Origin of the sequence: Bacillus sp. DB-2 (genome assembly GCF_003315125.1) — a bacterium.
GTDB classification, from domain to species: Bacteria; Bacillota; Bacilli; order Bacillales; family Bacillaceae_G; genus Bacillus_A; species Bacillus_A mycoides.
In genome coordinates, this window is the sequence record NZ_QNRN01000023.1 from 19,667 (window position 1) to 35,372 (window position 15,706).

A 15,706-nucleotide genomic window follows, 5' to 3' on the forward strand; every position below is an offset into this window, starting at 1 on the left:
AATACCCCCTATTTAACTATTGTTAATAAATTAGCATTAGTTGAGACGGATTGATTCGTCGTTTGAATAATATCTAGAAATTGATTGCTATTTGTCACAATAATAGGTGTCGTTGTTTCATATCCAGCTTCTTTAATTTTATCAATTTCAAATTGAATTAAAGATTGCCCCATCGACACTGAATCTCCTGTTTCTACAAGCTTAGTGTAATACTTTCCATCTAATTGAACTGTATCAATTCCTACATGAATTAAAATCTCGATTCCATCATCTGAGGTAATTCCCACTGCATGTCCAGTTGGAAACATAGTAGTCACAGTCCCGTTTACTGGGGAAATCACCTCACCCTTATTAGGATCAATGGCTATACCTTTACCCATTGCTTCGGATGAAAATACTTGATCGTTTACTTGTGATAATGGGATGACTTGTCCAGATAATGGACTGTTAATTATTTGTTTGTTTAATACTTTTTTCGTGTTATTAGGATTACTCAGCTGCTTAGGTTCCCCTTCCATCTTTCCCTTATGTTTTGAAGGTTTATCTTCATATCCAAAGAAATAAGTAAGCAGTGTAGCTCCACCAACTGTAAGTAAGATCATGAAAAAGTAAGGTAACCATGGAGTGGTAGAACCACCTAGTGTAAAAATACTATGCAGCATAAACGCTTTCGCTTCGGCTTTAAATGACCCAATAAATGCGCCTCCGATAGCACCAACAATAATGACGTAAGCTAGGGTACGTTTATGAGTTAAAATTAAGCCATAAATAATTGGTTCTGTTACACCAGAAAGTAAACCAGTAATTGTAGTAGATCCTGCTAGAGATTTTAGTTTTTTGTCTTTCGTTTTCAGGAAAATTCCTAAAGCGATTCCCATTTGTGCAAATGTACTTGCTGCCCACATTGGATCTATTGGATCTCCACCATTCGTTAAGTTTTCGATACTCATTGGAATGAGTGCCCAATGAAGTCCAAAGACAACTAGAATAATCATTGTACCTCCAATCACTGCACCAGTCAGTAATCCACTGTGTTCGCTTAAAAAGTTAATACTAGAGGTAATCATTTTCCCTACATAAATTCCGAATGGACCAAACACTAGTACTGTTAATGGAACTATAATAATCAATGAAATCATTGGAGAAAGAAATAATTGTAAATCTTTATGGATAACTTTTTTTAGGAACTTCTCCAATTGTGCATAAATAAGTACAGCAATAAAGGATGGAACGATACTTGAAGAATAATCCATTAATAGGACAGGAATTCCCAAGAATGAAGTTGTATCTCCATTGCTCATTAGACTAGTAAAATTCGGTTCTAATAATGAAGCTCCAATAATTCCACCCATATATCCATTAGCACCAAGTTTAATAGCAAGAGTAATACCAATCATAACAGGTAAAAAGTATAAAATAGCATTTCCTGCTGCTGCTAGGATTCCATACGTACCACTTCTTTCAGAAAGAACACCAAACATAACTAATACTGCTAATATCGCCTTTAACATCCCAGCTCCAGCAAGTGGTGCTAAGAGCGGTGTAAACGTACCAGAGATTAATTCGAAAATCATTGCTGTGAGCTTTACCTTTTCTTTTGGTTGATTATTTGATTGAACAGATCCACTATTAAAGTTTCCTACTTGAACTAAATCATTGTACACATCTGCAACATTTGAACCAATTACAATTTGAATTTGTCCTGTACTCTCAACAACACTAAGTACCCCTTCTAAATGTTCTAACTTTTCTTTGTCTAAAAGCGTTTTATTATTTAGTTGGAAGCGAAGACGCGTAGCGCAATGGACAACGCTTTTGACATTCTCCTTTCCTCCGATTCCTTGTATAATCTTTTTTGATAATTTTTCATATTTCATTCTACACACTCCTTTATTATTAAAAATTATTATATATATCAAGATAGCCTGAATTTCCTTAGAGATTTGTACTCAAAATCTTAATCCCTTGGACACAAAAAAGGAAATTGGAGAAACAAAAGGTTTCTTCTAAGAGAATTTCTTAATTTTTGATTAGATAAGGATCAATTATATAAAATGTAGCATCAGAAATATAAAAAACCTGAGTTGAAACTATGTATATACATAAGCTTCAACTCAGGTTTTGCCTGCCAAACAGTCACAACCCTGTAAATTAATCATTTTGATTTAATTTTCTTTGAGTAACACGATTTATATGAATAACAAAATAAGTAATCTCATTTTTTGTAAGTTTTTGATTGTAGTTAGATTTTAAAAGTGCCATTATCTTCTTTGCACAACCGTAAGCTTCCGGATAACTTTCCTTAACTTGTTGATATAATAAGCTATCTTCTTCTACTATTTGTTCATTACGAGAGAGACGATAAGCAAAATACCTTAAATGTGTAACAAAACGATTATAGTTCATAGATTTTTCATCTAATTTGATTCCAAAATGGTAGTTTACAATTTTTAAAATTTCTCCTACTATTTTTGTTACCATAATGGTTTCTTCCATTACAATATTATCTTGTTGTGCATTAATTACATGTAAGGCAATAGAACCTGCTTCTTCTTCTGGTAGTTCAAATCCAGTATGTTCTTTAATTATTGTAAGAACTGTTAAACTAACATTATACTCTTCTGGATAAAACTTTTTTATTTCCCAAAATAAAGGATTTCTAATAATTTGACCTTGTTGAAATCGATTAATTGCGAAGTTAATATGATCAGTTAAGGTAAGATAAATATTATCACTAATTAAGTTAGAAATTTGTTTCTTTATATATTCCACAATTTGGGTAGTAAGCTCGAAGTGTTCCGTAGGAATCTCATTAATTAATTGTAATAATTTATTCGATACTTGACTTTCCTTCTCTAGCACAAATACTTTATCCACTATGGATTCATCAATATATTCACCTACTTTTTTTTGAAAAGAAATTCCTTTACCCATGACAATCATTTCTGTTCCAGTTCGGTTTACCAAAGCAACATTATTATTAAAAACTTTTTTTATGAGCATATATCATCACCTTATTAGGTTTTTAGATATTGATTGCTCAGCAGCAGCTACATACTTTAGAGTATAAAAAAACCTAAATTAATTAGAATCCAGTATTTCAAAATCTGGTTTCACCATAATTTAGGTTTTGCCTGCCGAACAGTCACAATCCATTTGAAGTTTTATACCCTGATTATAGCCAACTATGTTAGCGTTTTCAATAAGTTTTTATAATTACATATTATTTCCTGTTTTTTTAACTGTTTTGACAGTACATGTTGACCATAGGGTTCGTAGCATAAATTGAATACGAATCCTAGCTAGCAATACTTCACTATGCTTTGATTTGAACTACTCACCACTTCAAACAGTCCGCGAGGATGTTAAGTGGTGAGTAGTTCAAAGAACCTTACCCTTATTAAAAAACTTTACAATAAAACCTTAATTTGTAATAGCGTATATTTTCACTGTAAATTTGCTAGTTGCGCCACTTGGGCTTGCAATATAGTATTTAGAATTTGTATATGCTTCAGTCTTAGATCCATTCGAAATGTTTCCCCAACGAACAGAATCCGTCCCCAGAGAAACATCGATCATAACATTGAAGGAAATAGTAGATGCATTATCTTTTTCTGTAGGCTCGATAACCCATTTTAACCCCTTTGTTCCTATAGGTAAATTATTAATGCTAAAGTTTTGATTTGATCGATTTTTTTGTCCAGATAATGGATTCGATTCAGAAGAAATTTGGGAAATTAATATTTCTTTTTCACTTGAGTCTATCCCATTTAATCTGATAATACTATCTATTAAACCTGGTCCAGGAAAATCAGCAGCAATAATACCAGAATGCTTAATACCACCTTGTTGTATGAAATCAGTTCCAAGTGTATTCATTCCCCCATAAAATACTTGTCCATTTATGTCTCGAGGGAAATCTCTCCATTCATTTGTTACATTTTTTTGAATCAGTTTTGGATTACTATTAGTATTTCTGCTCTCTTTTCCGCTTGCAACAAACCAAGGGTAACAATTATTCAATAATGCTGCTGCACCACCCGTGCCACTAAAATGGTTGAGATAGATCTTACCATTGTTAAAGTTATTATTTGCATTTAGAAGATGGGTTTTCACCGCATTCCATTTCTCATACATTCCGTCTGGTCCAGTGCCAACTTCAAACTTATCTTGGGTATTCAAAGATTCATAATTAATACCATATTCTTGAGATGCCGAGAAATTTTGTAATATTACAATTTTCCCTCGAACATCTCCTAACTTAGGATTATTTTTTTCTGAGGATGGTACAGAATTCGGATCCCAAAAATAGGAAGCATTACGGTCTTTATAATTTTTAAATATTTCCTCGAATGATAGCGAGCCACTTTCAGGATCAGTATCTTCCTTTAAACGCATTAAAATAGTTTCTTTAGGATTATCTCTTAGAAATTGAATTGTCTCTTTTAATACATCTTCAAACATTGCTTTTTGATTTACAATTCCATGGTGCATCGCAAAAGAATCTTTTACACGTTTAACACGCATGTCTACATAACGAATTCCTGCATTGAATTGTTGAGATAGGGTCATTGTTTGATTTCTTGTCAAATTTTCATCAATAAAACTTGCCCCATGTAAAGCCATTGAACCATGAGTCCCCGGGATAGATACTTCGCTTATTCTTTTTGTATCTTCTAGTTTTGACATCCATGTTGGATTTTGATAGCCTATATTGGATTCATAGGAATAACCTGGATGACTATCAGCAAATACTGTAGAAGTCGTACATAAACTTGCAAGTGTAAAACAAGTAAGGATTCCACTTTTTAAGATGTTTTTCATTTTTATTTTCTTCATTATATCTCTCCTAATTTTTAATAGATTCGTCTCATAAAATAAGGTACGTTTTTTTACAATATACATTGCTTCTTTTCCCAGAATAATGAGATTTTCTGCTTAAAAATATTTTTTGATAGCGGTCTGTTACTTGAAATTTTGAAGGGCCATAGCGGTTCATCCAACAACCATCAGATTCATGCATATACAAATTTCATAGAGCCGAACCATAGACATGTAAAGACACCATTCTTCATCATACTTCACGGATCTTAAAAAGAATCGAAGCCACTCATTTTTTATACAAACAAAACAGAAGTCTTAAACAAGACTCCTATTTTGTGACATATAATGATAGACAAGATGGTTAACAAATTAAGAAAATATAACAGGTGTGTTAATACATGGTTTATATTTATTTAAAAGCTTTTTATAACAAGGATGCTTACGAAAAATGGGCTTCTGCAAAACTAAACAATAACTTATTTCCCCTTCAATTTCTACTCATTAAAAGTTAAACTAACTACAGTGGCAATAGATTGTGCTGCTTGTTCCCAGCTTCCATCTATAACTTTTCCCATCTGTTGACCAAGTGAGTTTAAATCGTTTGGATTAACTGGGATTCCATTATACGCAGCAAGAATTGATAAAAGCGGAGCCACAAATGGTGTAAAACCACCCCTATCAATATTAAATACAGGCTTATCTATCACCTTTCCATCTTGTACTGTAAACTCATAATAAAATTGATCATCTGGACGAAAACTTAAATGATGAGAAATTTGTCCCTTAACATATTTTTTACCGCCAGCTAAATTTACAACTTCAATTGGTTTTACATTAAATTCGTGCTCGAATACTTTGATTTTTTTGACTTCGGGACCATGTAAAGCAGCATTAACAGCTGTTTCCAAATTATTCTGTGCAAACGGTTGAATACTAATTTGTGACTCTTTTTGTTGAATAGGTGCTTCTTTTTCTGCAGCAAATACCGATGTAGTAGGTAATGCACCTGTAGCTAAAGTAGCTGCAAGCGCTGTTGTCATGATCATCTTACTCTTCATTTTCATAGTTTTCTTCCCCCTTTAAGTTATGATATATAACCTTTTAAATACTGACACCGTACATTGTATTTATCACAATATACGCCAAAGATTATTATAAGAATACCGATAATTAATGTCAGAAAATTAAAATGAATTATATATGTATTTACAATAATATCTATCTACACACCTTTTCGCAATTTTCAGATAAATGATTAGGTAATAGCCTTTTATAAGATAGTTTATCATCTTAAATTTTTATATATACTCTATAAACATAGTAAAATCATATTGCTAATACTATAATTGAAGCGAAAAATCATATTAAAGTTAATAAATTAACACAAATTTTCATATTTATTTTTAGGTTCTGTTACAAACTTTCTTAACAGATAAAAGATGAGAGGGTTTACAAGGTGAGTATCGTGAACTACTCGCCACTTAGCAAAGCTTGAAGTGGGAGCTTCTCAGTTCCACGATGAAAGCAACCTTTCGTCTCCCTGAGCGTTACTTCGGGGTGTTCCATCCCTAGATGTCCAACGCTTGGACGCTCTTTTGGTACGGTTGATATTTTACGCAGGAACCGAATGGCTTGGTTTTCGCACTCAATTTTCTTCCTGCAACCTCATATATCAAGTTATCAAAGAACTTCATATAGCTAGTTTATCAAAAGCTTTTAGCTATGCCAAACCGAAATTCATCTCCCACCTACCGTTGGGCTACGCCCTTCACACGCTTGAGGAAGGAGAATTATTTCGGGGAATTCGTTAAAAAGATTACCTCATCAAATGTATTTTCGATTTCTTCTATTAAATAATTTTTTACACCATAACACAAAAAAGACATGAGTCTATACTTCTCAATGACTCATGTCTTTTCTTTTTAAAGTTTATTCTACCGTTTTTATTAAAAGCAAATACTTCTACTTTGTGCTACTATATCGAAACACATACTTTATTTTATAAAAAGTATTATTTTAATTTTGTCAATTCCCAGCATTGAGCATCTGTACCATTGTCTGGCCATTGTTGAATATTAGCACCATTGTTTTGTATACTACTCTTCAGATCAAGTAATTGGCCGCTATGCTTAGCTATCAATTTAAGCGTTCCATCCGAATTTTTTTCGATTTTCCATTTTTGATTATCTCCACCAATGTCTTCCCATTGTTCTACATTCGCACCATCACTGTTTGAAGCTCCGGACACAGTAAGCAATTTCCCACTATGAACTGCTTTGATTTTATAATACCCATCCAGCTTCTCTAGTTCCCATTTTTGATGATCTCCGCCGTTATAATCCCATTGTTGGACGTTTACACCATTATCCATTGAGGCGCTAGATATATCTAATACTTTTTGACTTCCTTTATTTTTGATGATATAGACACCACTGTAGTCAATCCCTTCAATACCATCGCAACAAAGTATTTTTGCTTTTTGCAATGTATCTTGTTGCAATTTTTCGTCTAAAATTATTTTTGTTAGTTTGTGGGTCAACTGTTCATTCTCATTGAGTAATTCTTCTGCACTCTGCTTCCCTTCGTTGAAGGCCCGAATTGCATCTTGTATTTTTAATTTTTCTGCTACGATTACTCCTGCAGCCGCTAACTCAGCTTCTCCAATACCTGTCACGATTTTCTTCTGTGCTTCTTTACAATTGCTTTCGTGAATAGCTGTCACTTCATTCGTCATTTCTACTTTACGATAAATTTGTCCATCAGGAATAAGCTTATATTTATAATCAACTTTTGCTTTGTTTGTCACTTTCTTAGGCACTGGGTTATCAATCAACACTTGGAAGGTGACTCTTGTTGTCGTCCCGGGCTCTACCGTACCAATATTCACGCCACCTTCTATATTGCCTGAGATAGGGCGCCCATCTATCTGTAAACTGCCTGGAACCAACTTCGTTCCATTTGGAACTTGATCCTCAATTACGACATCGGTCAGTTGTGTATCACCTGTATTAGCAAATTCAATGGTATAGGTTATAATGTTACCTGCCTTGACATAAACTGACATGTCTTGCCGTTTCACTACCTCTACCTCTACTTTTCGAATGACCGTAATGGCTTCATTACTATCTGCTGTACCTGAAGAGACTGGTAAGCCTGGGGCACTTTGGAAATCATACACGACAGTAGCTTTATTCACCGCTCTATTGTCTGGTGGCACTTTTAATACTAAGGCTTGAAAGGTAACTTCCGTCGGGCCTTCGATAGATATGGAACCAATGTCTACTCCTTTTATCGGATCTCCACCAGGTATAGGAACGCCATCGATCTGTAAGCTGCCTTCAACAAACTTTAATTCTGGTGGAAGAGTGTCTTTTAAAATAGTTTTTTGTGCTTCGGTCATTCCACTGTTTTCAATTAATAGAGTGTAAGTAAGGATTTCACCCACGATAGCTGCTTCTTTATTTACTTCTTTATTAATTTTGATTTCTGGACTATTCACATCAATTTGGACACCCAGACCTGTCACTATATAACCATCTGATTTCGAAGTCAGTTGAACTAATGCCTCCGTTTGTGAATTCTCCATAGCTGTAGAAGCGTCCACATTGGTAATATCCCAATTATAACGAACTGCTGGTCCGGCACTTCCTGGTATGACATTTACATTCCCATAGGTACCACTCGTATCCAGATTCCCTGCATCATCATTAATTTGTGAAGCAAAGAAGTTGTCAATCGGATTATTGGGACCTGAAATGGGCTTTAAAGAAGAGGCATCTTTTCCAAAAAGTAACTGATCTCCTGGAATCTTTGAATCTCCTTCCATTGCGGTTAGCAACAATCTTGCTTTGACATCACCAAGTTCAGGCGTAGAGAAGCCAGAAATTTTCTGGCTTACTGATCCCGTTTTCTCAATCGATGCTGTTCCGACATGAATGTTCATATTTCGAAGAGGCAGTGTAGGATCTTTATAAACCACAGATAAAGTCCATCCCCCCACGTTGTTCCCTTTATATCTTTGTACTGTCGCTGGTACACCACTGACAGTATAATTACCAGCCCCACCTGCATCTATAAAACTAGTAACATTGGCAGAGCGAACATAAAATATTTGGTTCGCCTGAGCTACTTGCTGACTCGTAGTCGGATCTGGCGTAATGAGGGTACTCCCTTTTGGCGAGATTAACGTTATGGCCCGATCTATTTCACTCGTCACATCCTCGGTACTCGTTTTTGTTGATCCACCCCAAATTAACTCTGCATATAATACTATGCTTCCCGTTGGTAAGCGAAGCTGTGCAGCAGAAGCATTTTCTTTCCAATCCAGTGTGGTACCTGCAGGATATCCTGGTACCTGCTTAGACAAATCTAATGTGATAAATGCACCAATATCTGTATAACTGATATTGGTATTACTTAGACCCAGTGTGTTGCCAGTAAAAGTAACCGCTCCGTTAGTCGTGGTTGAATATCGCTGAATAAACGCCATGATTCTCACCCTTTCTCTATTTATCTATTTCTATCCCTACTTACAACCACAACATAGGTCTTTAACTTGATCTAACTTTTTCTTCAACTCTTTTTCCAGATTAGCAATTTGCTGAACTGCTTCCTTTGCACTCTTGTTAATTGCTAGCAAATCCGTCACTTTAATCCGGCCACCTCGGAATGAATTAATTGCTGCTTGAATCTTTTCGCCTTCCATGTAAAGAATCATGGCTAGACTTTTTTCCTCTTGTGCGATGGAATGAATGATTAAGTCACGTGACCATTCACAGGTTGTTCGTCCTGCTGGCACATTGGTTTGTACTTCGTTACTGACCGCATCTACATAACCACCTGAATACTGAGAGCCCATGTAAGCTTTATTCCTAATCACTCCACTAGAATGAGGTTTAATCACTTCAACTTTAAATGTAATGATGATAGGCCCTTCAATGGATAGTCTATCAAGTACAATCGTTTTCGTTGGATCTTCACCAGGTTTTGATTCACCGTCAATTTCCACACTATTCGGGACAAACTGCACCTCTTCTGATAGAAAATCCTTAAAATGACAATTAGTAACATCAATTAGACTATCATTGGAAATGGTAAACGTATATGTTAGAATATCTCCTACCACCGCATCAATTTTGTCTACTTCCTTTTCTATACTCACTTTCGGAAAATTAGACATGTGCCTCTCCCTTTCTTTTCTGTAATTCATACCTTATTAGTGATGAATCAGATTCCCTATTTTTCAAAAGCATCTGAGGGAAAGTAAGACATCCTCTTCTTCTCTACTTACAACCACTACATAAATCCTGAATCGTATTTCTCTTGTTCTGTAGTTCTTGTTTCAATGTAGATAATGTTTGAGAAACACTATTTTCACTCTGAATAATCAAATTCTGTTCATTTTTTGTAATCCTACCACTATTAAAGGCTTGATTTGCCGTCTTTATTTTTTCTGCCTCTGCATCCAGTAACTCCTGAATGGCCTTCTCTTCCTGTTTAATTGAAAATTCGATGGTACTTTGATTGTTCTCACAGTTAGTAGGAGGACGCACAATCACTTTTGTCTCTGTTATATTACTGGCTGCTTCTCCTTTTTTGATAGGCGATCCAGAAGCACTTTCAAATTCATAATTTAAGGTGGCTTTATTTTTCACTAGCTCATCTGGAGGAATATTGATTACTTTCGCTTGGAATGTCACTTCAATCAGTTCTCCTGTTCCTACCATTCCTAGCTTAATCCCATTATTTACATTCACACTAGGTTGAGGCACACCATCCACAAAGACACTACCTGGAACAAACTTCAACTCTTTTGGAAGGATATCTTTCAAGATAGTGTTTTGTGCGTCAACAGGATCCATATTTGTTACAAGAACGGTATAAGTCAAAATATCTTTTACTTTTGCCTCATTTTTGTTTACTTTTTTATTTATTTCCATCTTCAGACTATCCTCCATTAATCTATTCGCCTCAGTTTTCATATTTACATACCCCCGACTTTGAGACATATTTCATCACCCTTTCCATCATCGAATCAAATTATATATGGATGTTATGAGCAAAAATCACAAATTTCTTGGATAACAGCGAGTTTATCTTTAAGCACTGATTCTAGTACGATTAGGCTGTCTAACATATCCTCCACACTTTCATTGACAGCGATGAGATCTTGGACTCCTATTTTCTTATCTCCAAACGCACGAGCAGCTACTTCAATTTTTTCTGCTTCTGCCCGCATAATCCTAGCAATGCTTTGTTCCGCCTCAGCAATCGTTTGGATAATCTGATTTTTCCCTTCTTCACAGGTAGGTGGCTCAATCACTTCAATCCCAGGTTTGTTACTAATACTCGTCGCTGTCGATATAGGTAAATCTGGTCTACTCTGAAAATCAAAGATCATCGATGCTTGATTATGCACCACTTTATCATCAGGCTCTTTCATGATTTTCGCTTGATACGTGATGAGGACTGTTTCTCCTACAGCCAAAGTACCAATGTTCACACCCTTAGCAATATCTTGTCCTGGCCATGCCGCACCTCTGATTCGTAAACTATCTGGTAAATATTCAAGTTCTGGATCTAAGTAGTCCTGAAGAATCACATTAGTCGCATCTACATAGCCATCATTTTTTACTTCCAAAGTGTAAGTTACTATTTCACCTACTACAGCTTGTTTTTTATCCCCCGACTTATTCATTTTTACGATTGGGCTATTGGCGTCAATCTGTACTCCATATCCACTCACCAAATAGGTATCTTGCGCCGTCGCAATACGGGCGATTGCCTCGGTTTGACTATGATGCAACGTGTGAGAAATATCTACATTCGTGATATCCCAACCCGATCGTACGCCAAATCCGTCTGATCCAAGAGGCTTATTGAGCGTTCCAGCAGTTCCACTAGTATCTAAATTTCCTAGATCATCGTTAATCTGCGACGCAAAAAAATTATTTCCAGGATTATTCGGACCAGATATCACCGAAAGCGACGAACGATTGGGACCAAATTCAAAGCGATCGCCAGGAAGATTAGAGTTTCCTTCCAGTGCCGTAAGCATGACACGTCCCTGGATATCCCCACCTTCTGGTGTTTTAAAATTATAAATCAACTCATCCACTGGAGGATTAGACATAGAAATCACTTGAGACCCAACATAAATATTCATATTTCGAATTTTAAGTAATGGATGTTTATAAGCGACAGCCAACGTCCATCCCACTGTATTGGTAGAAGCTAGAAAAAAAGTACAATCTCTTACCGTTCCGGGAATACCACCTACTATATAAGTTCCAGCTCCACCTTTTTGTACAAATTCAGTTACATTCGCAGAGCGAACATAGAAAACTTGACCGCCAAAGACGGACTCTTCTCGTGCAGTGAAGGCATCTGGTGCGATGGATACAGTAGCAGCTGGGGTAGTAAAAGTAATCGAAGTATTGATAGCTGAACGAACATCAGTATATTGATCTTTAGTCGATCCACCCCAGATCAACTCGGCATACAATATTTCACTGTCTGCAGGGATTCTCAGCATAGCCAAAGAGGAATTTTCTTGCCAGTTCATTGTACTTCCAGCTGGATAGCCTGACACTTGTTTAGAACTATCTGTTGTCAAAAAAGCCCCGATATCTGTACTTCCATCTGCATAACCTAATGTATTTCCTGTAAATGTAATCGCACCATTGGTTGTTTGGGTGAAACGATGAATAAATGGCATATTCTTCCCCCTTTTCAATCTAAATAAAGCTATAAATTCTTGTGCTTCTTTCTCATTAATCTACTAACAACAAATCTGCTTAGCAATTTCTAATTTATCTTTTAATAATTTCTCCAACTGTGTAGCTTTTTGGACTACTTTTTCGACACTCTGATTAATCCTAGCAAGTTCTTGGGCAGAGATTCGTTCTTCTTCAAATGCCTTTACCGCTTCTTGTACCTTTACACTTTCTGCTTGAAGGATTTTCATCAAACCGAGCTCTTGTTGTGCTACTGATTCAAAAATCTGATTTTGTGCTTTTTGACAATCGGTCTCCAACCACGCCGTAATTAGGTTACTTGTTACTATTTCCTCACGCACATTGCTACCTGGTTTCAGCTGAAATTGATAAATTGCCTCTGCTTGGTTATCTACTTTCACTGGCAACGGACTCTGTAACGCTACTTGAAATGTAATCACAGCTGTTTGGCCAGGAATTAATGTACCAAGAGGAATTCCTGTTGTTAAATCATCAAGCACCGGTGCACCATTTACTTTTAAACTCCCTGGAACGAGTACCGTTCCTGTAGGTATGACATCTTTAATAGAAATTGCATTTACTGAAGTATCTCCATTATTGGTAATATCGAGCGTGTAGGTGATAATATCTCCCTTTTTATCGTAAACCGAACGATCTTCACTTTTCACGAGATCGACTTGTACATGCTTAATGATAGTATTTACTTCATTTGAGCTACTAGATCCTGATGTGAGAGGTAAACCCGCTGCACTTTGGAACTCGTAATCCAGCTTACCCGTATTAGTCACCTTTCCATCTGTAGGGACTGCAATCACTTTCACTTTAAATATGATCTCGACTGGCCCTTCTATGCTTACAAATCCGATATTGACTCCTTTAGCTGGATTTTCCCCGGGTTTGGCTTGCCCATCGATAGTTAAGCTGTTCTGCACAAATTCTAACTCATCTGGAAGAATATCTTTAAAAATGGAATTCTGAGCTTCTACTAGTCCACTATTTTCTACTAAAATTGTGTAAGTTAACTCATCTCCGACTATTGCTATATCTTTATCCACTTGTTTGTCTATCTTGAGCTCCGGACTATTCACATCAATTTGAATCCCTAATCCAGAAAGGATGAATCCGTCCATATCTGTTTTGAACCGAGCAATCGCTTCAGTTTGTGAGATTTCCATGGCGTTTGAAATATCCACATTCGTAATATCCCAGCCATAGCGCTGTGTAGACTGTTTTTGCCCTGGGGTTACATTACTATTTCCCGCTGTCCCACTAGTATCTAAGTTTCCACCATCATCATTAATCTGTGAAGCGAAAAAGTTATCCACTAAGTTATTCGGTCCAAAAATGGCTTGTAATTGGCCTGGGGATGGACCAAATAAAAATTGGTCTTTAGAAATGAAACTATCGCCTTCGATAGCAGTCAATAAAGCTCTTGCCTGAAATGGCTTGGATTCAGGTGTCCCAAAACCTTTAATTTTTTGATCCACTACATTCCCTCTTTCAACAGATGCCACACCAACATATAAGTTCATATTTCGTGAAGGTAAAGAAGGATTTTTATATATAACAGCAAGTGTCCATCCTGCTGCATTACTTTTACTTGGCCGTTGGATTGTGGCTGGTACCCCACTTACAGTATAAGAACCTGCCCCACTCGCCTTTATTAGTTTAGTAACATCAGCTGTACGAATATAAAATGTGTGATTTTCATGCACTACTACTTGGGCCGTTGTAGCATCAGGAGATATTGTTTGTATTGAACCTTGTGGGGTAGTTAAGGAAATGGGAACGTTAATATCTCCTGTAACATCCACTGCATTAAATTTTGAGGTACCTCCCCAAATCAACTCTGCATACAGCACTTCACTAGCTACAGGAAATTTCAGAACTGCTTGAGAAGCATTCAATTTCCAATTCAATGTACTACCTATTGGATAACTTGGGACTTGTTGGGTAAGATCCAACGTAATGAATGCTCCAATGTCATTATAGCTAGGATTATTCGAACCAAATCCTAGCGTATTACCTGTAAACGTCATCGCACCATTTGTAGTCGTTGTATAACGCTGAACTATTGACATTCTCTTCGTCCTTTCTATAACAACTAGAATAATAACTATTATTTTATTTTTTAATAAAACTTAAGCGGGGATTTTAATTCATATAATTGCCTCCTATGTAAATATTTGATAAAACAAATTATATTTCACTCACTGAAAAACTATATCTATAATTAAATGTTCTTTCTATTTATCATTATTTATCTGATTTTTCAGGTAAATATATTTCAAATCCAGTTCTGCTGTGAAAATCATTTAATAGGAATACCACCACATCTCTATTTGGCTAATAATAAAAAAATGATATCATTCAAATTTTTCAGTTAACAATTATAAAGATTTTGATATTTGGACAGATTGTAACTCCTAGCATTTATCGTTTGAAGGTTGAAACAAAACATACTGATGATAAAATAGGAATATTTTACACTGATCCAATCGAATTGAAGAATAGGGATTGGTGGAACAATACAGACAAAAAAGCAACTAATTGAAATTGGTCGCTTTTTTGTCTTCTATTTACTTGGCCTCTTATAGGGAACAGCCGAGATACGTGTAAAAATAGGTCATAGACTTACTTTTATGGTTCTAGTGCAAAAACTATATGACTTATGTAACTAATCTCTGAAACTTGGACATACTGATACTAGTACTCTAAAAAAGGACGTGATTAGTATGGAAAAGCAAAACCTATTCAAGTGGAAACAGATTATTCATTATTTTCTTTAGGGGATTGAACAGGCATGCACGATTGCCCAAACTGTTCAATTGGACAAAACATTGGAGGAATGGCCTGGTGAAACCCCGGGCGGTGTGCTACGCAATATTGCATCTCACAACTCCTACCATTTAGGAGAAATTGTGCTGATTCACAGATTATTTAGCGCTTGGCCACCGCCAGCATTTCGGAAAAAAACCATGCTAAGAGCATGCAAGGTTTTATACAGTTTTTCGGCTAATCCAGTAACAAACAAGAACCCTAAAACCGCGCCAGGATAGGAATGTATAAAAAAATGCATAGATCCGTAGAACAAAAAAAGGAGGTTCCCTTGTGAGAGTAGGGATCCGCCTTTTTCTTTCTACCCA

The 15,706-nt window shown here is 36.0% G+C and carries 9 protein-coding genes and 1 pseudogene; 1 reads left to right on the plus strand and 9 read right to left on the minus strand.

The window, feature by feature from the left end; translation table 11 throughout:
* Positions 1 to 8: 8 nt before the first annotated feature.
* From DET63_RS28065 to DET63_RS28115, 9 genes are all read right to left on the minus strand, one after another.
* Positions 9 to 1,877, minus strand: coding sequence for a beta-glucoside-specific PTS transporter subunit IIABC (locus DET63_RS28065; RefSeq protein ID WP_113938461.1), 1,869 nt, complete (start codon positions 1,875 to 1,877; stop codon positions 9 to 11).
* 274 nt (positions 1,878 to 2,151) lie between these two features.
* A complete protein-coding gene (licT, locus tag DET63_RS28070) occupies positions 2,152 to 3,003 on the minus strand; it encodes a BglG family transcription antiterminator LicT (RefSeq protein WP_016097116.1) in 852 nt (283 codons plus the stop codon).
* A gap of 420 nt (positions 3,004 to 3,423) precedes the next feature.
* Positions 3,424 to 4,839 (minus strand): phosphatidylinositol-specific phospholipase C, encoded by a 1,416-nt coding sequence (locus DET63_RS28075; RefSeq protein WP_113938462.1) that lies wholly within the window; start codon positions 4,837 to 4,839, stop codon positions 3,424 to 3,426.
* A gap of 479 nt (positions 4,840 to 5,318) precedes the next feature.
* Positions 5,319 to 5,888: a hypothetical protein gene (locus DET63_RS28080; RefSeq protein ID WP_002069635.1), complete on the minus strand. Its 570-nt coding sequence runs from the start codon at positions 5,886 to 5,888 to the stop codon at positions 5,319 to 5,321.
* A gap of 947 nt (positions 5,889 to 6,835) precedes the next feature.
* Complete coding sequence (locus DET63_RS28095; protein ID WP_033707367.1) at positions 6,836 to 9,313, minus strand: RICIN domain-containing protein; 2,478 nt, start codon at positions 9,311 to 9,313, stop codon at positions 6,836 to 6,838.
* A gap of 36 nt (positions 9,314 to 9,349) precedes the next feature.
* A complete protein-coding gene (locus tag DET63_RS28100) occupies positions 9,350 to 10,003 on the minus strand; it encodes a DUF11 domain-containing protein (protein WP_113938464.1) in 654 nt (217 codons plus the stop codon).
* 103 nt (positions 10,004 to 10,106) lie between these two features.
* Entirely contained in the window at positions 10,107 to 10,832 is a 726-nt protein-coding gene (locus tag DET63_RS28105; RefSeq protein ID WP_002169677.1) for a DUF11 domain-containing protein, read from the minus strand.
* 44 nt (positions 10,833 to 10,876) lie between these two features.
* On the minus strand, positions 10,877 to 12,541 hold the full coding sequence (locus tag DET63_RS28110; RefSeq protein ID WP_113938465.1) for an alpha-helical endospore appendage domain-containing protein: 1,665 nt from the start codon (positions 12,539 to 12,541) through the stop codon (positions 10,877 to 10,879).
* A 63-nt stretch (positions 12,542 to 12,604) separates the two neighbouring features.
* A complete protein-coding gene (locus tag DET63_RS28115) occupies positions 12,605 to 14,641 on the minus strand; it encodes a DUF11 domain-containing protein (RefSeq protein WP_002068929.1) in 2,037 nt (678 codons plus the stop codon).
* Positions 14,642 to 15,316: 675 nt separating this feature from the next.
* On the opposite strand from DET63_RS28115, the pseudogene DET63_RS28120 reads away from it, so the two are divergent.
* A pseudogene (locus tag DET63_RS28120) lies at positions 15,317 to 15,619 on the plus strand (hypothetical protein); the annotation flags it as partial.
* Between the last annotated feature and the right edge of the window lie 87 nt (positions 15,620 to 15,706).